This window comes from Streptomyces sp. NPDC090106 (assembly GCF_044747265.1).
Classification (GTDB): Bacteria; Actinomycetota; Actinomycetes; order Streptomycetales; family Streptomycetaceae; genus Streptomyces.
In genome coordinates, this window is record NZ_JBIVDS010000012.1 from 88683 (window position 1) to 109405 (window position 20723).

The 20723-nt window shown below is 72.9% G+C and carries 10 protein-coding genes; 4 read left to right on the plus strand and 6 right to left on the minus strand.

Going from position 1 to position 20723, the window contains the following annotated elements; translation table 11 throughout:
* Positions 1-2: 2 nt before the first annotated feature.
* The 4 genes from ACIPSE_RS33490 to ACIPSE_RS33505 form a co-directional block, all read right to left on the minus strand.
* Positions 3-1568: an amino acid adenylation domain-containing protein gene (locus ACIPSE_RS33490; protein WP_401670134.1), complete on the minus strand. Its 1566-nt coding sequence runs from the start codon at positions 1566-1568 to the stop codon at positions 3-5.
* The gene (locus ACIPSE_RS33495; RefSeq protein ID WP_401670136.1) at positions 1562-13633 is read right to left on the minus strand and encodes an amino acid adenylation domain-containing protein; all 12072 of its coding nucleotides are present in this window, start codon (positions 13631-13633) and stop codon (positions 1562-1564) included. Before ACIPSE_RS33495 ends, ACIPSE_RS33490 begins: the two co-directional genes overlap by 7 nt.
* A 10-nt stretch (positions 13634-13643) precedes the next feature.
* Positions 13644-13829, minus strand: coding sequence for an MbtH family protein (locus ACIPSE_RS33500; protein ID WP_401670139.1), 186 nt, complete (start codon positions 13827-13829; stop codon positions 13644-13646).
* A 157-nt stretch (positions 13830-13986) separates the two neighbouring features.
* The gene (locus ACIPSE_RS33505; RefSeq protein ID WP_401670141.1) at positions 13987-14247 is read right to left on the minus strand and encodes an acyl carrier protein; all 261 of its coding nucleotides are present in this window, start codon (positions 14245-14247) and stop codon (positions 13987-13989) included.
* A 574-nt stretch (positions 14248-14821) separates the two neighbouring features.
* On the opposite strand from ACIPSE_RS33505, the gene panD reads away from it, so the two are divergent.
* Together panD and ACIPSE_RS33515 are read left to right on the plus strand one after the other, a co-directional pair.
* Entirely contained in the window at positions 14822-15241 is a 420-nt protein-coding gene (gene panD / locus ACIPSE_RS33510) for an aspartate 1-decarboxylase (RefSeq protein WP_401670144.1), read from the plus strand.
* Positions 15242-15372: 131 nt separating this feature from the next.
* On the plus strand, positions 15373-16038 hold the full coding sequence (locus ACIPSE_RS33515; protein WP_401670147.1) for a nitroreductase: 666 nt from the start codon (positions 15373-15375) through the stop codon (positions 16036-16038).
* 146 nt (positions 16039-16184) lie between these two features.
* Here the strand turns inward: ACIPSE_RS33515 and ACIPSE_RS33520 are convergent, their stop codons facing one another.
* Complete coding sequence (locus tag ACIPSE_RS33520) at positions 16185-18107, minus strand: lamin tail domain-containing protein (protein WP_401670149.1); 1923 nt, start codon at positions 18105-18107, stop codon at positions 16185-16187.
* 323 nt (positions 18108-18430) lie between these two features.
* Between ACIPSE_RS33520 and ACIPSE_RS33525 the strand changes: the two genes are divergently transcribed.
* Positions 18431-19249: an SAM-dependent methyltransferase gene (locus tag ACIPSE_RS33525; protein ID WP_401670151.1), complete on the plus strand. Its 819-nt coding sequence runs from the start codon at positions 18431-18433 to the stop codon at positions 19247-19249.
* 35 nt (positions 19250-19284) lie between these two features.
* Here the strand turns inward: ACIPSE_RS33525 and ACIPSE_RS33530 are convergent, their stop codons facing one another.
* Positions 19285-19620, minus strand: a complete 336-nt coding sequence (locus ACIPSE_RS33530) for a hypothetical protein (protein ID WP_401670154.1) — start codon at positions 19618-19620, stop codon at positions 19285-19287.
* Positions 19621-19715: 95 nt separating this feature from the next.
* Here ACIPSE_RS33530 and ACIPSE_RS33535 point away from each other — a divergent pair, with 95 nt between their 5' ends.
* A complete protein-coding gene (locus ACIPSE_RS33535; protein ID WP_401670156.1) occupies positions 19716-20693 on the plus strand; it encodes a hypothetical protein in 978 nt (325 codons plus the stop codon).
* Positions 20694-20723 lie beyond the last annotated feature (30 nt).

The following is a 20723-nucleotide window of genomic DNA, read 5'->3' on the forward strand; positions in this document are numbered from 1 at the left end:
GATCAGATCCTCTCGGGCAGGGCGGCCGGGGCGGCGGGAACGGGGACGACGTCGAGCACGGCGAGGCTGCCGCGCCCCCAGGCCGGCTCGGGCAGCCGGCGCCGGTCCTCCTTGCCGTTGGCGTCCAGGGGCAGCGCGTCCAGGGCGACGTACTCGGAGGGCAGCATGTGGCGCGGCAGCCGCCCGGCGAGGAACCGGTGCACGTCGGCGGCGCGCAGCGGCCCCGTGTCACGCGGGACGACGTAGGCGACGACCCGCTTGTCGCCGGGCGGCGCGATACGCGCGGTGACCAGGCAGGAACGGACCTCGGGCGCCTCGCCGAGCGTCGCCTCGATCTCGCCGGGCTCGATACGGAAGCCGCGGATCTTGACCTGGCTGTCGGCGCGGCCGACGAACTCCACCGTGCCGTCGGGGCGTTTGCGACCGAGATCGCCGCTGCGGTACGCGCGCCGTCCGGTCCCGGGGTCGGTGACGTAGCGCTCCGCGGTGAGTCCGGGACGGTCGTGGTAACCGCGGGAGACGGTCTCCCCGGCGATCCACAGCTCGCCGGTCGCGCCCGCCGGGAGGGGGCGCCCGCGCTCGTCCATGACGTGCATGCTCGCGCCGGGGATCGGGGCGCCCAGCGGCAGCGGGGACTCCACCTGGTCCGGGTGGGTGAGCAGCCGGCGGCAGATGGCCACGGTCGTCTCGGTCGGCCCGTAGATGTGCGCCACCGTCAGCCCGGGGTTGGTCTCCAGCACCCGCCGCACCCGCGCCGGGGACACCACGTCACCGCCGGTGATCACGGTGCGCAGCGGCGCCAGCGCCTCGGGCACGTCGTCGGCGATCCGGTGGAACAGGCCCGAGGACAGCCACAGGTCGGTCACCTCCTCCCGGGCCAGCACCTCGCCCAGTTCGGCGGAGGTCAGCAGGCCGTCCGGCGGGAAGACCAGGCAGGCGCCGCGCAGCAGCACCCCCCAGATCTCCAGCACCGACGCGTCGAACGAGAACGAGCTGCTCTGGAGCATGGACCGGCCGGGCCCGAGGTCCACGAAGTCCTGCCGCAGCGCGAACGCGGTGACGTTGCGCTGTTCGACCAGCACCGCCTTGGGCAGGCCCGTCGAGCCCGACGTGTACATCGCGTACGCCAGGTCCGCCGGCGCGGACAGCTCCGCCGCACCGGCGACGAAGGGGTCCTCACCGCCCGTGTCGGCGGCCGGGTCGAGGATCACGCAGTCCGCGAGGGCGGGCGGCAGGTCCGCCCCGTCGCCGGAGGAGACCAGCACGCGGATGCCGCTGTCCCGGCGCATGTGCGCCAGCCGCTCCTGCGGATACGTCAGGTCCATCGGCAGATAGGCGCAGCCCGCCTTGAGCACCGCGAGCGCCGACACCACGAAGCCCGGTGACGGGGTGGCGGCCACCCCCACCAGCTCCCCGGCCCGCACCCCGAGCCGGAGCAGACCGCGGGCGATCCGGGTCGCGGCCCGGTCCAGCTCGCCGTAGGTCATCCGGGTGCCGGGCGCGCGCAGCGCCACGGCGTCCGGGTCGCGCACCGCCCACATGCGGAACGCGGCGTCGATCGTCACCATCGTGCGTCCTCCAGTCCGACCCCGAGGTCGTGCAGCAGTTCTCGAAGGAAGTCCTCACCGGCGTCGGAGTTGGCGGTGACGACGAGGCCCAGGCCACGGTCCGGGTCGGCCCAGGTCAGCGAACGGAACCCGGGCACACCCCCGGTGTGGCCGAACCAGCGGCGCCCGCCGTACGGCTTGCCCGCGGTGCCCAGGCCCCCCGGCGTACCGGGGTGGGGGCGCAGCATCTCGGCCGCCGCGTCGGCGCCCAGGAAGGCCGCCGGGCCACCGGTGACCGCCCGCTGGATCTCCACGGCGACCCGCGCCAGGTCCCGCGGCGTGGACCACAGGCCGCCCGCGGCGGACTCCGGGTACAGGTGCCAGCCCTCCGGATAGGGCGCGCCCGACACCTGGTGGTTGCGGGCGATCGTGGTGCCGGGCAGATCCGGCACGCGTGGCGCGAAGTCGCTGTCCCGCATGTCCAGCGGGTCCAGGACGAGCGCCCGCATCAGCGGCGCGAACTCCCGCCCCGTCACGTCCTGGAGCACCTGCTGCACCACGGTGAAGTTGCTGCTCGAGTACAGGTACGGCGATCCGGGCGGGCCCACGGGCCTGACCGGCGGGGTCAGCGAGTGCGGGCCGCCGGCGAGGACCTGCACCGGGGTGGGCATCGGCAGGCCCGCGCGGTAGCCGTCGTAGGACTGCGCGCCCAGCCCCGCGGTGTGGGTGAGCAGATGGCGCAGGGTGACCCCGTCGCCGGGCAGCCGCCAGGAGGTGAGCATCCGGTTGACGTCGGTGTCGAGGTCGAGACGCCCCTCCTGGACCAGGGCCATCACACCCAGCGCGGTGACGTGCTTGCTGATCGAGCCGACCTGGAAGACGGTCCGCTCGTCGACCCCGGCGGGGTCGTCGGCCCCGAGGGTTCCGAAGCCCCAGGCGCCGCGCAGGTCGCCGTCGGCGATCAGCGCGACCGCCACGCCCGGTACCCGGTGCCGCAGCATCGGCAGCCTCGGAGCGGGCGCCCCGGCGAACAGCCGCCGCACGAACGGCTCGGCCGGCGCCCGGGTCCCCTCGGGCGGCGCGGCGGCCAGCCCGGTGAGGTGGTCCAGGTGCCGTTCGGCCAGCTCGCGCACGGTGCCGAGGTCGAAGCGGTCGGCGGCGTAACGCCATTCGAGGTGCAGTTCGCCGTCCAGGACCACCGCCTCGATCTCCACGAGGTGGGAGCGCCGCTGCTCCGGGTCGACGTGCTCGCCGAGCGACCGCGGCAGGGGCCGCAGCGGCGTGTCCGGGCCGGGACCGGTGTCCCGGCGGCCGTGGTAGTTGAAGGAGAGCTGCGCGCCGGGCGCGGTGCCCTCGTCCCCGCGCAGGTACCGGGCGAGCCCGTGGCCGATGCCGCGCCCGGCGGGGGTGCGGGTGTGCTCGGCGACCACGTCGATCCAGGCGTCCGCGGCGCCCGACCCGGGCCGGGTGACGAGCAGCGGCTGCACACTGGTGAACCAGCCGACCGTGCGGGTCAGGTCGACGTCGTCGAACAGCGGTTCACGGCCGTGCCGTTCCACGTCGATCGCGCAGGTGTCACCCCCGGTGGCCTCGGTGAGGGTGCGGGCCAGCGCCGCCAGCATCAGATGCTCCGGCTCGGCGCCGCGCCGCGCCGCGGCCTGCCGCAGCAGACCCGCCGTGGCCTCGGCCGCGAGCACGACCCGCGTCGAGCGGGCGCGGCCCTCGGTGTTGTCCCCGCCCTCGCGGTCCGCCGGAAGCGGCGCGACGGACGGTCGCGGCAGCGCCCAGTAGGCCGCCTCGGGTGCGAACTCCGCGCTGTGCGCGTGCTCGTGCAGCCGACGCGCCCAGTGCCGCACCGACGTCGTCTTGGCGGGCGGTTCGCCCCCGGTGCACAGGGTGGTGAGGTCCTCGACCAGGATCTGCCAGGACACGGTGTCGACGGCCACGTGGTGGGCGACCAGCAGGAGCTGCCCGCTGTGCCGCAGCAGCACGGCACGCAGCAACGGGCCCTCGGCCAGGCCGAGTCCGGTGTGCGCGGCCTCGACCGCGGCGTCGGCCTCGTGCGCGGAGTCCACGACCGTCAGCGGGTCGTACGGGCCGCCCGCCGGTGCCAGGTCCTGCCGCCAGTGGCCCTCCCGCCGGCTCCAGCGCAGCCGGAGCGCGTCGTGATGGTCGATCAGCGTCCGCAGCGCGGCCCGCAGGGCGTCGGGTCCGATCTCGGCAGCGACCTCCAGGAGCCGGCTCTGGTTGAAGCGGTCCCGGGGGCCGACGGCGGCGTACTGGTGCTGGATCGGCCCGAGGAGGACCTCACCGGTGACCGGGCCCTGCTCGGCGTGGACGGCCGTGGAGCGGCCCTCGGCTACCGCCTCGTCCGCGGCCGTGGCGAGCGCGGCGACCGTGGGGTGCTCGAAGACCATCTTCGGAGTGAGGGACAGACCCGCCTCGCGCGCCTTGGCGACGGTGTGGATCAGCAGGATGGAATCCCCGCCCAGCGCACGGAAGTTGTCGTGCACCCCCACGCGCGGCACCCCGAGGACGGCGCACCAGATCCGGGCGAGAGCCTCCTCGGTCGCGGTGCGCGGAGCCACCTGGACCTCCGCCGGCACCTCGCGGGCGGCCGGGTCCGGATCGGGCAGGGCGGCCCGCTCCACCTTGCCGTTGGAGTTGAGCGGCACGGACTCCAGGGCGACGAGGAACCGCGGCACCATGACGTCGGGCAGCTCCGCGCGCAGGGCGGCGAGCGTACGGTCCGGGTCGTCACCGCCCACGGTGTAGCCGACCAGGGTCCTGGAACCGGCCACGGTGCGTACGTCGGCGACCGCGTCCCGCACGCCGGGCGCCCGGCGCAACGCGTCCTCTATCTCACCGAGTTCGACGCGCACCCCGCCCAGCTTGACCTGATGGTCGGCGCGGCCCGCGAACTCCAGGACGCCGTCGGCCCGTCGCCGCCCCAGGTCACCGGTGCGGTAGAGCCGGGAGCCGGGCGGCCCGAACGGGTCCGGCACGAACCGCTCGGCGGTCAGCCGGAACCGGCCGTGGTAGCCGCGGGCCAACCCGGGCCCGCCGATGAACAGTTCACCGGTGACCCCGGTCGGCAGCGGTCGCATCGCCGCGTCGAGGACGTGGACCGTGTTGTTGTCGAGCGGCAGGCCCAGAGCCACCGCGCCCGTGTCGGGCACGGCGTCCTCGGCCGTGCACACACGGCAGGTCGAGTCGATGGACACCTCGGTGGCACCCCACGTGTTGTCGAGGCTCACCCGCTGCCCGAAGACCTCCAGGAAGCGGCGGACCAGGGCGGGGCGCAGCGCCTCACCGCTGGTCAGGACGGACCGCAGCCGGGACATCGACCGGGCCCGCTCAGGCGTGAGGACGTCCAGGAACACCTCCAGCACACTGGGCACGAACTGCACGTGCACCACGTCGTGTTCGGCGACGGCCTCGGCGATCGCGTGGGCGTCCCGGTGCGCACCCGGAGGCAGCAGCACGACCCGGCCCCCGGTGATCAGCGGCCACAGGATCTCCACCGCCGCGTCGTCGAACCCGAGGGTGGTCTTGTGCAGGACGCCCTCGCCGGGCCGCAGCCCGTGCCGGCGCTGCATCCACGCCATGCGGTTGACCCAGCCCGCGTGGTGCGAGGCCACCGCCTTGGGCGCCCCGGTCGAGCCCGAGGTGTAGTACAGCGAGCACAGGCCGGCGGGAAGAGCGTCCGGCCGGGGAGCGCGACCGGGGTCCTGCGGCCAGGCCGCGGGGTCGTCCAGCGCCAGCACACGGGCGGCGGTGTCCTCGGGCAGCGCCGGGATCAGCCGGGTCTGCGTGAGCACCACCCGGGCCCCGGAGTCGGCGAGCAGATACGCCTGACGCCGCGCGGGGTGGTCGGGGTCGACGGGCACGAACGCGGCACCCGCCTTCAGGATGCCGAGCAGACCCACCACGTGCTCGAAGGAACGCTCGGTGCACAGGGCGACCAGGTCACCGGGGCGCACGCCCTCCCGGTACAGCCGCTCGGCCACCCGGTCCGCCCGCGCGCCGAGTTCGGCGTACGTCCAGGTGTCGGTGCCGAGAGCGACGGCGACGGCGTCCGGGGCGGCGGCGGTCCGCGTCTCGATCAGGGAGTGCAGGGTGCGGTCGTCGGGGAAGGGGACGACGGTGTCGTTCCAGGTGCGGACGACCCGCTCGCGTTCCTCCGCCGACAGCATCGGGACGTCGGCGACCAGCACGGGCGCCGCGGCGGCGTCGATCCCGCCAGGCCCGCTCCGGTCCTCGGTGAGGCCGGTCAGCAGCCGGACGACCTGGGCGAGCAGCCGGTCGGCGGTGACCTGGTCGTAGTGGGAGCGCTCGCAGCTCAGGCTGAGGGTCAGCCGGTCGGCACGGGTGGCCTCCAGGACCAGGGGGTAGCCGGTGTCCCGGGCCTCGCCCTCGGCGACCGGGACGACGCCCTCGGGCAGCGAGCCGGGCCCGGTGTCGGTGTAGACGAGCAGGCTGTCGAACAGCCGCCGCCCCGGGGCGACTTCACTGGCCCGCTGGACGTCCGGAAGCGCGACATGGGCGCGCCCGGCGACCTCGGTGACCCGCTGCTGGACGTCACGCAGCAGCTCGGTGAGGGGCCTCGCGGGGTCGACGTCGACGCGCAGGGGCAGCGTGTTCATCAGCAGGCCGACCATCCGCTCGACCCCCTCGACGTCGCCGAAGCGGCCCGAGACGGTCGTGCCGAGGACGACGTCCCGTTCCCCGCTCGTCCGGCTCAGCAGCAGGGACCACGCGGTGTGGACGAGGGTGCCGACGGTGACGTGGTGCCGGCGGGCGGCCCGCTCCAACTCCTCGCCGAGAGCGGCCGTCACCGTGTGCCGTGCGTGCCACAGGCCCGTGGTGGCCGCAGTGGGACGGCTGCCGGGCAGGGGAGTGGGACGGGTGAAGCCCGCCAGCCGGGACCGCCAGTGCGCGCGCTCGCGCTCGGTCTCCTCGGGGGTGTCGTGCTCGGCGAGCCGGCGCAGGAACTCCCGGTACGGCGGCGGGTCGGCGAGGACGGGCAGCCGGCCCGTCTCGTGCCGGGCCCGGAAGACGGCGAACGCCTCGGACAGCAGGGTGTGCAGGCTCCAGCCGTCGAAGACGACATGGTGGGTGGTCCACACGAACCGGTGCCGGTCCTCGGCGACCCGGATCAGCAGGAAGCGGGACGGCGGGGCGTCGCCCAGGTCGAAGACGGTCGCCTCCTCCGCCGCGACCAGCCCGGCGAGCCGCCCGGCACGCTCCTCCTCCGGCAGAGCGGTGAGGTCGGCGTACCGGAAGCGCGGCGGGGCCGAGGCACGGACGACCTGGACCGGGCGGGGCAGCCGGGCCCAGTGGAAGGTGGACCGCAGGATCGCGTGCCGCTCCACGAGATGCGCCCAGGCGTCCTCGAAGGCGGCCCGGTCGAAGTCGCCCTCGATGTCGACGGCGAACACGCGCACGTAGTCGCCGGTCTCCGCCAGCGTGTCGAGGAACAGCCCGGTCTGGAGCGGGGACAGCGGCAGGACGTCCTCGGTCCCCTCCCTGCCCACGGTGTCCAGGAGCCCGTCCAGGGTCTCGGCGTCGAGGCCGGTGAACGCGAACGGCGGAGTCTCCGCCGCCGGCGGCGTGGACGCGGGCGCCTCGCCACCCAGTGCGGCGAGCGCGGCCACGGTGGGGTGGGCGAAGATCTGCCGGGTCGTCACGGCGAGCCCGGCCTCCCGGGCCAGCGCCGAGACCGTGACCGCCTTGAGCGAGTTGCCGCCCAGGGCGAAGAAGTCGTCGTCCACACCGATGTCCCCGGCGCCCAGCACCCGGGCCCAGATGTCCGCGAGGGCCCGCTCGACGGGTCCGCGGGGAGCGGTCCGCGCGGACGGGTTTGCCGTGGCCTCGCCCGGCGCGGGCAGCGCGGCACGGTCGATCTTGCCCGCCGGGCTGAGCGGCATCCTGTCCAGGACGACGAGCCGGTCGGGCACCATCGCCCGGGACACCTCGCCCCGCAGGAACCCCCGTACCCCGGCGGGGTCGGGCGCGTCGCCCGCCACGTAGCCGACGAGGAACTCCCCGCCCGCCGCGTCCCGGTGGACGGTGACGGCGGCGAGCCGCACGTCCGGGTGACGGGCCAACGCCTCCTCGATCTCGCCCAGTTCGATGCGATGGCCGCGGATCTTGACCTGGTGGTCGTCCCGGCCCAGGAAGCGGATACGGCCGTCCGCCCGCCGCGCGGCGAGGTCACCGGTGCGGTACAGCCGGGCACCGGGGGCACCGAACGGGTCGGGCACGAACTGCCGCGCCGTCAGCCCGGCACGCCCCAGATAGCCGCGGGCCACACCCGCGCCCCCGAGATACAGCTCGCCCGGCACACCGATCGGCACGGGGCGCATCGCCTCGTCCAGCACATGCGCGGAGGTGTTGGGCAGCGGGAGCCCGATGGTCACCTCGTCCTGGGCGGGGTCGACGTCGTCCCAGGTGGACCAGACGGTGGCCTCGGTCGGACCGTAGACGTTGACCAGCCGGGGCAGGCCCGCGCGCAGTTCGCCCGCCAGGGCGTGCGGCAGTGCCTCGCCGCCGACGAGCCCGACCTCCACGCCGTCCGCCGCGCCGAACCCGGCGGCCAGCAGCAGCCGCCAGCCGGACGGCGTGGCCTGGACGTGGCTGACCCGGTGGGCGCGGATCAGGTCCCGCTGGGCGGCGGCGTCCCAGCGGCCCTCCTCCGGGACCACCACGATCCGGCCGCCCGTGGTGAGCGGCACGAACATCTCCACGGTGGAGATGTCGAAGGACAGCGCGGTCAGCCCCAGCCACGTCCCGGGGCCGCTGGGCTCCAGCACGTGCGTCATGGCGGCCGTCAGGTGGGCCAGCGCCGCATGGGTGACCTCCACGCCCTTGGGACGGCCGGTGGAGCCGGAGGTGTACAGGACGTAGGCCACGTCGTCGCGGCCGGGACCCCCGCCGTCGGCCGGCGGATCGAACTCCTCGCGCACCTCCTCACCGGAGCCGACGCGTACGACGCTCACCCCGGCCGGGACGGACGCCGCGGGCGGCTCCTCGCTCGCGAGGAGGACCCGTACGCCCGAGTCCGACAGCACGAAGGCGGCCCGGGCGTCGGGGTACTCGGGGTCCAGCGGCACATAGGCGCCGCCGGCCCGCCACACCGCGAGCACCGCGGCGAGCATCGTCGCCGAGCGGTCCAGACGCAGACCGACCCGGTCACCCGGCCGCACCCCGGCGGCACGCAGCCGCCGCGCCAGCCGCGCGGCCTCCTCGTCCAGACGGCTGTACGTCCACTCCCGCGCGTCGTACACCACGGCCACCGCGTGCGGGGTGCGGGTGCGCTGCGCCTCGATCATCGCGGGCACGGTCGTGGCGGCGGGGAAGTCGTGCGCGGTGTCGTTCCAGCGGCGCACCACGGTGTCGTGGGCGGCGTCCGGAAGGATCGGCAACTCCCCGACCCTGGCGCCGGGCCGCTCCACGAAAGCGTCGAGGAGGCGGCCGAAGGACGCCAGCAGGCGCTCGGCGTCACCGGGGTCGACGCGGACGTCGTCGTGGATGAGCTGGAGCACGGCACCCGTCGGGGCGGTGCGGATGGTCAGCATCAGCGGATAGCCGCTGCTCTGATGGACGGGACCCATGCGCAGCGACAGCCCGCCCAGGTCGGCGCGCTCGGCCACCGCCAGGTTCTGCAGGACCAGGATGCTGTCGAACAGCTTCTTGTCACCGGGGACGTCCGACCAGTCGTGGATGTCGGTGAGCGCGGTGTGCTCGACGTCGCGCAGCCCGGCCGACTGCCCGGCCAGGCGCCCCAGCCAGTCGTCGAGCCGGTCGTCGTCCTCCCAGCGCATCCGCACCGGAAGGGTGTTGGAGAGCAGCCCCACGATCTGCTCCACCTGCGGAAGGTCGACCGAACGCCCGGAGACAGTCAGCCCGAAGAGCACGTCACGGCTGCGGCTCCAGCGGCCCAGCAGCAGTGCCCAGGCGCCCTGGAAGACGGTGCCGAGCGTGCACCCGCGCTCGCGGGCGAGCCGCGACAGCGCCTGGGTCAGGTCCGGGGTCAGGGCGAGTTCGACCGCGTGGGCGGCGCCCGCGGGTGTGTCCGGGGACGCCGCCCGCACCACCGGGAGGGAGGTGGGCTCGACGAAACCGGCGAGGGCGTCGCGCCAGTACCGTTCGACGGCTCGCGGGTCCTGCTCCGCCAGCCACTCCACATAGGCGCGGTGGGACACCGGCGGGGGCAGCTCGCTGACGGGACGGCCGGCCGCGCGGTGCGCGGTGGCGGTGACGGTCGCGAAGACCTCGTTGAGGAGCGGGCCGACGCTCCAGCCGTCGGTGAGGATGTGATGGTTGTGCCACACGAGGTGGTGGCGGTCGGGCCCGGTGCGGATGAGATGGAACCGGTGCGGCGGAACGCGGAACACGTCGAAACCGGCGTCGCGTTCCTCGGCGAGCAGCACCTCCAGGCGCCCGGCGAACGCGTCGGCGGGCACCTGGGACCAGTCCAGGACGGTGAAGTCCGCCCGCACGGCGCGGTGCACGATCTGGAGCGGGCGCTCCGGACCCTCCCAGCGGAAGGAGCAGCGCAGCGCGTCGTGCCGGTCCATTACGTGCTGCCAGGCGGCGATCAGGGCGCCCTGGTCGAGGTCGCCGTCGATCTCCCAGCGGTACTGGTTGAAGTAGGAGTCCCCGCCGCCGTCGTGAAGGCCGTGGAACAGCATGCCCGCCTGGAGCGGGGTGCAGGGGTAGATGTCCTGGACGTCCTCGGGGGAGAGCCCGGTCAGGACACGCTCCAGGCCCTCCCGGTCGAGACCGGCCAGCGGGAAGGCGTCCGGGTCCACCCCGCCGGCCGCCGGCCCGTCGTCCGACGCGACGGCCACGGCCGCCAGTTCGGACAGGGTCTGATGGGCGAAGACCTGGCGCGCGGTGAACACGTAGCCCGCCTCCCGGGCCCGTGACACGAGGAACACGGCGGTCACCGAGTCGCCGCCCAGGGTGAAGAAGTTGTCCTGCGCCGCCACCGACGGCACGTCCAGCAGCCGGCTCCAGATGCCGGCCAGGACCCGCTCGGCCCCGGCGGCGGGCGCCGTGCGCTCGGCGGGAGCGTCGCTCCGCGGCGCGGGCAGCCGCCGCCGGTCGACCTTGCCGTTCGGCGACAGCGGCAGGCTCTCCAGCCGTACGAACACGGCGGGCACCATCGCGACCGGCAGCGCGGCCGTGAGGTGGCGTTTCAGCGCGTCCTCCGCGACGTCCCCGACGACGTACCCCACGAGCCGGTCCCCGGCGGGAGCGCGGTCCACCACGACGACGGAGTGCGCCACGTCCGGGTGCGCGGTCAGCCGGGCCTCGATCTCGCCGAGTTCGATGCGGTGACCGCGGATCTTGACCTGGTGGTCGTCGCGGCCGAAGAAGCGGATACGGCCGTCGGGGCGTCGCGCGCCCACGTCGCCCGAGCGGTACAGGCGCGCCCCGGGCGGTCCGAACGGGTCGGGCACGAAGGCACCCGCCGTCAGCCCCGGCCGCGCGTGGTAACCGCGCCCGACCCCGGGTCCGCCCACGTACAGCTCACCCGGGACACCGACGGGCACCGGGCGCATCGCGGCGTCCAGGACATGGACGGCGACCTGGTCGACACCGGTTCCGACGGTGATGTCCGCGGCCGGATCGGTGACGTCGTCGTAGGTGGCCCACACCGTGGACTCGGTGGGCCCGTAGCAGTTGAGGACCCGTCCGGCCGTCAGCCGCAACTCGGCGGCCAGCGCGGGCGCCAGCGACTCGCCGCCGGTCATGGCGACCGCCAGCCGCGGCAGCCGCTGCGTCGAGGCGAGCAGGACCCGCCAGCCCGACGGCGTCGCCTGCACATGGGTGATCCCGTGCTCCCGGGCGGTGGCGACGGCCGCGTCACCGTCCTGCGCGGCCCCCTCCGGAGCCAGGACCACCCGGCCGCCGGTGATGAGCGGCAGGAACATCTCGACCAGCGAGATGTCGAACCCGATGCCGGTCAGGCCCAGCCACACGTCGTCCGCGCCGGAACCGAGACGGCGCGCGGTGCCGGCGAGGAAGTTGACGAGCCCCCGGTGCTCGATCGCCACGGCCTTGGGGCGGCCGGTGGAGCCCGAGGTGTACATCAGATAGGCCAGGTCACCGGCGCGCGGCGCGGCCCCGCCACCGATGGCGGGATCGTCGGGGCCGGAGTCGAGACGCAGGGTCGGAACCGTGCCGAACGGGGTGTCGCGTCCCGGTTCGGTGACCACGAGCGCGGCCCGCGCGTCCTCGACCATGCCCCGCAGACGGTCCGCCGGGTGGTCCAGCGGCAGCGGCAGGAACGCGCAACCGGCCTTCCACACCCCGAGCAGGGCGGCCACCAGCCGTTCCGAGCGGGGCAGATGGATCCCCACCAGCGCGCCGGGCCCCGGCACGGCGGCACGCAGCCGCGCGGCGGCGCGGTCCGACAGCTCGTCGATCTCCCGGTAGGTCAGGCGGGTCCCGCCGGACAGGACCGCGACGGCGTCGGGCGTGGCCGCGACGGCGGCGGCGAAGAGGTCCAGCACGGTCCCGTCGGGCGTCGCGGCCCCGGAGCCCAGCGAGCCGGCGACGACACGGGCGAGCTCCTGGTCGCCGAGCAGCCGCACCTCGCCGACCGTGGTGGTCGGCGCGGCCACCGCACGGGTCAGCACCTCCACCAGCGCGTCGAGCATCCGCTCCACCGTCGCCGGCTCGAACAGCGTGCTCTCACCCACCAGATCGAGCCGGACCCCCTCGTCGAGGTTCGCCGCGACCAGGGACAGATCCACCTTCGCGGACGCCATGCCGATGCGCTCGCGCTCCACCGTGATCCCCGGCAGCTCCCACACGTGCTCGCGCGACTCGATGCACTGGTACATGACCTGCGCGAGCGGATTGCGGGAGGCGTCCCGGGGAAGCCCGGAGTCGGCGACCAACTGCTCGAAGGTGACGTCCTGATGCTCCAGAGCCCCGAGGACCACGGAATTCATGCGCCGCACCAGCGTGGCGAATCCGGGATCGTCGCTGACGTCGACGGCCAGCGGCAGGGTGTTCGCCATCATCCCGATGAGCGGTTCGGTGTCACCGACGACCCGGCCCGAGACCGGCGTCAGCACCGAGAAGCGGTCCTGTCCGCCGCTCCACCGGTGCAGATAGCCCGCGAAGACCGACAACAGGGCGGTGAACAGGGTGACGTGGTGCTGCCGGGCGAAGTCCCGCACCGCGGAACTCGCTTCGGGGGACAGCAACCGGCGGGCGCCGTGCCCCCAGAACGACGGGGTCGGCGGACGCACATGGTCGGTGGGCAGCTCCAGGACCGGCGCCACACCCTCCAACGCCGAACGCCAGTAACCGAGTTGCCGCTCCAGCAGCTCACCGGAGAGCCGCTCCGACTGCCAGTGCGCGTAGTCCCGGTAGGAAACGGCGAGCTCCGGCAGCACCTGTGCGAGGTCGGTGACCCCCCGGGCGGACGCCGCGTACAGCGCGCCGAACTCGCGGCCCAGCACCCCGCACGACCATTCGTCGGCCACGCAGTGGTGCAGGTTCAGCACCAGGACATGGGTGTCGTCGTCGCAGGTGACCAGCACGGCCCGGAAGACGGGACCCTGCTCCAGGTCGAAGGGCCGCGCGATCTCCTCCTCGGCCGCCCGCACGGCCGCCGCCGACCGCGCGACCGGCGGAAGACCCGACAGATCGACCGTGCGCAGCGCGGCCGGCGCGGGCGGCAGCGGGATCTGGCGGGGCGGGCTGTCGTCCCGGAACACCATGCGCAGCGTCTCGTGCCGTTCCACCAGCGCGTCCAGCGCCCGGCGGACCGCGTCACGGTCCAGCGGTCCGGTCAGGCGCAGGACACGGTGGACGCTGAAGGTGGAGTTGTCGGACAACAGACGGTCCGCCACCCACACGTTGTGCTGGACGGGCGCCAACGGGGCACCCTCGGTGCCAGGACGGCGCGGTACGGCACTCGGCGCGCCCGCGGGCGCCGCAGCGGTCCGGGACCTCCCGAGCAGCCGCTGCTTGAGCAACTCGCGCTTTTCGGCGGTCAGTTCCCTCTTCATCGCGGCCGGCTCTTCCACACCGGCCGCTTCTCCGGTCCACGTCGTCATGGCGGTCAGGTCACCGGGCCTGGCGGAGGCTGAGCGGCCGCATGTCGGTCCAGACCCGCTCGACGTGGTCGAGGCAGTCCTCCTTGCTGCCGGAGGTGCCCTCGTCGTACCAGCCGTCGGGCAGATCCCGTCCCTCCGGCCAGATCGAGTACTGCTCCTCGCCGTTCACCACCACGCGATACGTCTGAGCCACCATGTCCTCACCTCTCGAAAAGTCATTGCGGACGTGCGATGGGACGACCGGCACCGTCACGGGCCGGCCCCCGGAGCCCGCCGTGCCGGATCGGCCGGACGGGTCCGCGTTCGTCGAACGGCCGGGCGGGTCGGTCCTGAGCGGCCGACCGCCCGGGCCGCTAGGAAGCCGGACGGCGCAGCGCCACCAGGGCGAGCGCGTCGGCGGTGCGCTCCCGGAACAGGTCGCGGACCGTGATCCGCACGCCCAGCCGCGAGCTGATGAGGGACACCGCGCGGGCCGCCGTCAGCGAGTCACCGCCGATGTCCAGGAACCCGCTGCCGGTGTCGGGCACCTCCGTCGCGCCCAGCACCTCCTGGAAGACCACGGCGATCCTCCCGGCGATCTCCTGGGCCTCCTGCGTCGTGATTTCCACCGTCACCCTCTGCTCCCTTCAGAGCCGATTCATTCGGCATTCCGAGAATCCGGGACCGCCTGCCGAGATTCCGCGACGCTGCGAATCCGTCGCAGCCGCCGGGCATCCGACACGGCGAATCCTTCGTGCCGCTGTCGAGGTCATTTCCACACCCTCGACGCTTCCTCACTGTGACCGCGGGACGGAGGCCGACTCCAGCCCCGCCCCCGCTCATCAACCTGCACGACATGAAAGTGAGCGGGCGACATACGGCACGTGGGGCATCGGCCAAAGGTGCCCTGAGCAGTAACAAAAGACGGCCGAGGAGACACCGCACCACCCGGGGAGAGATCTTCGGGAGATGTCACGGGAATTCGCCACTACCGAAACCGAATTACCGCTGGAATGCTCGATCATTGCCGCCCAGGATCCTCTGGAACGGGCTCACGTCGGTCGTGCACGGGCCGATTCCAACGGCTCGTATCGAAATTTCCCGAGCGCTCGTCCGGCGAGCCGAGGGAAAGCCTCGACAGTCGTCCCACCCGTCGCCGTCCGCTCGTGGTTGAAGACCAGAAGGCGCCCACCCCGAAAGGCGACAGCCATGTTCCGAACCATGCTCAAGTCGAAGATCCACCGGGCCACGATCACCCAGTGCGATCTGAACTACGTCGGCTCCCTGACCCTCGACGCCGACCTCATGGACGCCGCCGACCTGCTCCCCGGCGAGCTCATCCACCTCGTGGACATCAACAACGGCAGCCGGCTGGAGACCTACGTCATCGAGGGCCCCCGGGGCAGCGGCGTCATCGGCGTGAACGGCGCCGCGGCCCGCCTCGTCCAGAACGGCGACCTCGTGATCATCATCGCCTACGCGGCGGTGGCGGACTCCGACGCGGCCAAGGTCGAACCCCAGGTCGTCTTCGTGAACGAGCGCAACGAGATCATCGACGAGGGCGCCGCCCTCAGCACGGCCCCGTCCGGCCACGGCCTGCTCGACGGCAGCGCGGCGCACACGGTCTGACCCGCCCGACGGTTCTCCGCGGGCCGGTGCCGGCCCGCGGAGAACACCGTCGCCCGATCCGCCCGCCCGGTGCCATGGTCGTCCTCGTGTCCGTGCCGCGAGCCATGGACGGAGCGAGAGGGCGGAAAGACGTGGACGTGTACGAAGCCGTGGACAGCCGCAGGGCCGTGCGGGCGTTCAGCGACGAACCGGTGCCCAAGGAGGTCCTCGAACGCGTGCTGGCCGCGGCGACGCGGGCTCCGTCGAGCGGAAACCTCCAGCCGTGGCACGTGTACGTCGTGACCGGCGCCCCCCTGGCCGAACTGAAGAGCCGCGCCACGGCCCGGGCGCTGGCCGGGGACACGGGCGACGAGCGGGACTATCCGATGTACCCGGCGGACCTGGCCCCGCCGTATCTGGACCGCTTCTCCGCCGCGGCCGCCCAGCGGTACAAGGCGCTGGGCATCGAACGCGACGACCCCGGCAGACCCATGAAGATCGCCGCACTGAACACGGGAGCGTTCGGCGCACCGGTCGTGCTCTTCTGCTACCTCGACCGGAGCATGGGGCCCGGACAGTGGGCGGACGCCGGGATGTACCTCCAGACGGTCATGCTGCTGCTTAGGGCGGAAGGGCTGCATAGCTGCCCGCAGGTGATGTGGACGATGTACCGCAAGACCGTCGGCCGGACGGTCGGAGCCGATGACGGGCTCGCGCTGCTCTGCGGGGTCTCGGTGGGATACGAGAAGGACGGCGCGCCTCGACTGCGCACCGGCCGGGCGGACATGACGGAGACGGTGAGCTTCATCGGGGCGTGACCCGCGGCCGTGGCAGTCCGGGCGGCCATGATCGGCGCCCGGACCGCCAGGAGTTCACCGCTGCGCGCGTCCGCACGGGCGGCCCCGAAGGGCACGTCTGACGGGCGAGCGGGTTCCCCGTTGGGCGGGTTCCCCGTTGAGCCGGATCAGCAGGGGAAGGTTCCGCTGTAGAGGGCGTGGCCGGAGGAGGAGGTCCCGGAGCCGAAGCCGTAGATGCCGTCGTCGCTCCAGACCGCTTCGCGGAAGCCGCTGACGCAGGTCGAGGCCGGGGCGAGCGCGAAGCCCTCCAGGTTGTCGATCGGCATGACCGCCGGCGTCGTGTAGGTCACGTCCGGAACGATGGTGCCGCCGGCGCCGACCTTCATGAAGGTGTGCGTCTCGCCGCAGGTGTTGTCACAGGTCGCGACGAGGCGCTGGGTGCCGGCGTCGAACATCACGTCCATCACGGACGCCTTGCCGGTGGCGACGGTGCCGAAGGTGGTGAACGAGCCGTCCGAGTTCAGGCCGTAGACGTGCAGCGAGCCGTCCCACTCCAGACCTGCGAAGAACAGGCCCGCACCGTGCAGCGGGTAGTCCGCCGGGTCGTAGGCGGCGCCGGTGAGCGGGTCGACCCAGCCGTTCGCGGTCAGCCAGCTGTCCGGCACGTAACCGACGCCCTCGAAGCCGAGGTTGGCGTCGTCCTTGCTGCCCGTGTCGAGCTGCGGGAACTGCGAGGTCATGTCCCACTGGCGGATCGGCGTCAGCGTCGATCCGGTCGCGGCCGGATCGAACTCCATGATCGTGTCCTTGGGGACCGTCTTGTCGCTGTTGTCGCGCTCGGAGGTCACGTAGATGTGGCCGTTGCCGCCGACCGTCAGACCCTCGGAGTCCGGCTCACCGGAGCCGTCCGCGAAGCGGATCTGCTTGCCGGTGGCGCTCCAGGACGTGTCCGGGATCCACTTGCCGTCGCTCTTGACCAGCTTGTACAGCCAGTTCTTGTTCTTGGCGGCCCACAGCACCGACGGGTTCGACGGATCGAAGGCCAGACCGCTCACGTCCCGGCCCTCGGTGCCGGTGGAGGTGGTGAACGCGCAGACCTGGTCGGCGATGGTGACGTTCAGCCCGCCGGGCCATGCCAGGGTGCCCGTCGGCGTGGAGCCCGTACCGGAGGGCGCCTCGGGGGTGCAGCCGCTGGTCAGCGAGCCGCCACCGCCCAGCAGTTGGCCGGTCTCGCTTCCGCCGCCGCCTCCACCGTCACCTCCGCCGCTTCCGGAGCAGGAGTTCACGCTGCCCGGAGTCGCGGTCACGGCCGTCCGGAACGGGCCCGTGCCGTTGGCGCAGCGCTCGTCCGAGGGCTTCGCGCCGTCGGTCGCCCACGTCACCGAGTCGACGGTGTTCCCGTTGCCGTCCAGGACGAACACCGAGTCGCCGTCGCCCAGACCGAGGGCGGAGTCGAACGTGATGTAGCCGCCCGCGGGAATGCTGGTCGCGCTCGGAGAGGCGGCGGAGATCGAGACGGGGGAGTGGCCGGTGTCGGCGTCGACGTACTTCCACGCCGAGACGCCGACCGCGCTCGTACCGCCGTTGTACAGCTCCACGGTGTCGGAGCCGCTGGAGGTGACCTCGTTCAACCGTACCCGGCTCGCCGCGGGCAGGGAGGACGGGCATCCCGAGGCGTTGGCCGCGCCGAACGTGGCCGCGGAGGTGGCCGTCACCCACGCGCCGGTGCCGTCGCCACCGCAGCGCGCCATGGCGGGCTTCGCCCCGTTGGCGGCCCACTCGACGCGGTCGACCACGCTGCCGTCGGACGCGTAGATCACCAGCTTGTCCGAGTCGCCGAGCCCCTTGGGCGAGTTGAAGGTGACGAAGCCGCCGGCCGGGATACTGGCGGCGGACGGGCTGAACGACTGCTGCGAGAAGCTGTCGTCGGACATCTTCCAGCCGCTGATGCTCACCGCCGTCGTCCCGGTGTTGTACAGCTCCACCGTGTCGTTGTTCGACGACGTGACCTCGTTGATCCGGACGTTCTGATAGCCGGTCGCCGCCGCGGCCGCCGCAGGCTGAGCGGCGAGCACTCCGGCAACGGCCAACGACGACAACACCAAAGCCGCGGCGCTCGCGGAAGCGACGCCGGTACGCGCATGTGAAATAGGCACGAGGTCGAACTGTGATCACGCAACCTTGAGACAGCGTGTACTCCGTCTGAACACCACCTGCTGCCCACCCGAACGCCGCCCGATGAACCTCCCAACTGTGCGTGTCTGTCCCGTAATCGACGGCTCGCGGCCCGGCACCCTGTCGGGGCTCGGCGGCGCGAGCGAGACCGGTGCCCCTCCCGCCCTCAGGTCGCTTTGAGCAGAGGGAGGAGCTCAAGTGGGGTGCGCTGACGATGATGTTGGGGAGAATGACCGCCATGACGTACGAAGGCTCCTCCATCGACCCGGCCAAGCCGAGCATCGCCCGTGTCTACGACTACCTGCTCGGTGGCAAGGACAACTACGCGGTGGACCGTCAGATCGGCGACGTGTTCATGCGCGACCTGCCCGGGTCGGTGGCCATCGCCTACGCCAACCGCGCGGCCCTGACCCGGGCGGTCAGAGAGATCGCGAGGACCACCGGCATCCGGCAGTTCGTCGACCTGGGCAGTGGCCTGCCGACCGCGGACAACGTCCACCAGGTCGCCCAACGGCACGCTCCCGAGTCGCGGGTGATCTACGTCGACATCGATCCCCAGGTGCTGGTCCATGGCCGCGCACTGCTGGAGGACAACGACCGGACCCGTGTCGTCGCGGTCGATGTGCGCGACCCCGAGGGCGTCCGTACCCATCCCGACACCGTCGAGATGATCGACTTCGAGCAGCCGGTCGCCGTGATCTTCAGCGCCATCCTCCACCACGTCAACGACGACGAGGACCCGGCGGGCATCGTCCGCTACTGGCGCGACCACGTGCCCTCGGGAAGCTACTTCTTCATCAGCCACTTCCGCTCGGGCAACAACCCGGAGACCGTCGAGGCCGAGGCGGTGCTCCAGCAGACGTTCGGCCGCGGCCGTTGGCGCACCGACGCGGAGATCGCCGCCCTGCTCGACGGCCTGGAGATCCTCGACCCGGGGATCGTCCCCGCGTCCCTGTGGCGTCCCGACGAGGTCGACGGCGCGATGGACATCGGCGAGAAGCAGGAACTCACGGTCTGGGAACACCTCATCGCCGCCGGGCTGGCCCGGAAGGCGTAGCGCGCGTCTCTCGAAGCGGCTGCGGTGCCGCCGCCTCACAGATCCACGCGGGACTCCGTCTCCTGGCTCCCCTGTCGCAGCACGACATGGGCCGGTCTGAACGGCAGACCGCGAAGGGCGGGCTCCATCACCTTGAAGAGCGCCGCCGCATCGGGTCCGTACGCGTACAGGACGACCTCCCCTGCGCCGAACTCGTTCCCGTCCACGTCCCCGACTCCCGCCGCTTCGACGGCGGCCGACAGGGTGCGCTCGGCATCGAAGAACGCTTCCCGCTCGGCAGGGGAACCGTATGCGTCGTCGCTCAGCCGGTAGCGGGCGATGACGGCTTCTTCCGGTGCCTCCGACTCGGGGAGATCAAAGAGAGTGTCCATGAGGGCACGATGTCACCAGCCACTGACAACGCCTCCGCACCGGCAGGCCTCGCCCCGGGCGCCGGGCCGTCCGCCCCGGACGCTAGCCTCGGCGGATGATCCCCGTGCCGTCCCCCAAGGTCATCACACGCTGCCCTGACGAGCGGATCCTCGCCTACGTCGTGGAGGATGCCTGCGGGACGTTGGAGCCTGCCGCCGTCTTCCATCCGAGGCCGGGTGACGAGGTCGTGGAGTCCGTGGTCGGGCCCGATCTGGAGCGGGTCGTGTATACGACCCTGAACAGCGTCGTCTGTCTCACGCGTGCGGGCGACGTGCTGTGGAGCACGGACTTCGAGCCCCGTTCCGACGTACGCCATGGCCACCGGCCCGATTGTGCGCTGTCGCTGGACGGCCGGACGGTGTGGGTCTACCGGCCGGACGCGATGGCGGACCGGGGAGCGGCGGATCAGTGGGTCGTGCACGAGGCCGACAGCGGTGCGGTTCTCGCCCGCTGGGACGTGGGGACGGTCGGGCACGGCGCCGAACATCACCTGCACCCCACGGACGGCAGTGTCTATCTGGACATCGGCGAGGGCCAGGACGGCTCCGTGATCCTCCGGGGCGGGATCGGTGCCGATGGGGTGCCCGAGTTCATGACGTACCCGTGGCAGGACCGCTGTCTGATGGGCGTGGCGCCGTCAGGGCGGCAGTTCATGACCGTGGATCACGACCAGGCGGACGTGGCCTTCCATCAGCACCCCGGTGGCGAAGTGCTGTTCACCCTCCCGGTCGAGGCCTTCGGGTACGACCCGGACGAGTCCTTCGTGGAATGGACCGGCGGCTATCTGACGGACGACACGGCCGTCGTCGCCCTCGGCGGTGAGGACGAGGACGCGGACGACGACTGGTTCCGCTACCACCTCGTCGATGTCCGCACGGGCGCGGTCGGCGGCGAGCTCAAGGTGGAGGTGAGCAACCCCTACCGGCTGGTTCTCCTGGGCGACGGTTCATGGCTCACCGGTGAGCCCGATGGGCACCCCGTGCGCAGGTTCCGTGGGCCGAGCCCGTCCGAGAACGCGGATCCCGCCGCTTGACGGGTGATCAGGGCCGACTTCGAGCCGCTC

Coding starts and splice junctions, on each gene's coding strand:
- ACIPSE_RS33530 (WP_401670154.1), bottom strand. CDS start 19,620: ATGGACACTCTCTTTGATCTCCCCGAGTCGGAGGCACCGGAAGAAGCC.
- ACIPSE_RS33525 (WP_401670151.1), top strand. CDS start 18,431: ATGACGTACGAAGGCTCCTCCATCGACCCGGCCAAGCCGAGCATCGCC.
- ACIPSE_RS33490 (WP_401670134.1), bottom strand. CDS start 1,568: ATGGTGACGATCGACGCCGCGTTCCGCATGTGGGCGGTGCGCGACCCG.
- ACIPSE_RS33535 (WP_401670156.1), top strand. CDS start 19,716: ATGATCCCCGTGCCGTCCCCCAAGGTCATCACACGCTGCCCTGACGAG.
- ACIPSE_RS33500 (WP_401670139.1), bottom strand. CDS start 13,829: ATGGTGGCTCAGACGTATCGCGTGGTGGTGAACGGCGAGGAGCAGTAC.
- ACIPSE_RS33495 (WP_401670136.1), bottom strand. CDS start 13,633: ATGACGACGTGGACCGGAGAAGCGGCCGGTGTGGAAGAGCCGGCCGCG.
- panD (WP_401670144.1), top strand. CDS start 14,822: ATGTTCCGAACCATGCTCAAGTCGAAGATCCACCGGGCCACGATCACC.